The following is a 255-nucleotide window of genomic DNA, read 5'->3' on the forward strand; positions in this document are numbered from 1 at the left end:
TGTAGGATGTGCAGGTACCACTTCCACCGGGTCTTATGATGACCTTGAGACCATTGCCGACTTTTGTAAACAATATAGCATTTGGTTCCATGTAGATGGGGCTCATGGTGCGCCTGCTGCTTTTTCAGCTCATTATAAATATCTGGTTAAAGGAATTGAGCAGGCTGATTCGGTAGTGGTGGATTACCACAAGATGATGATGACACCATCCCTTTCTACTGCCCTTATTTTTAAACGTGGGAGCGATGCATATAA

At 43.9% G+C, this 255-nt stretch carries 1 protein-coding gene; it reads left to right on the top strand.

Features of this window, described 5'->3' with window-relative positions:
• A partial coding sequence (locus LB467_RS18950; protein ID WP_237690476.1) for a pyridoxal-dependent decarboxylase occupies positions 1-255 on the top strand: 255 nt, incomplete at both ends.

It is taken from the genome of Salegentibacter tibetensis (genome assembly GCF_020164485.1).
Taxonomy (GTDB): Bacteria; Bacteroidota; Bacteroidia; order Flavobacteriales; family Flavobacteriaceae; genus Salegentibacter; species Salegentibacter tibetensis.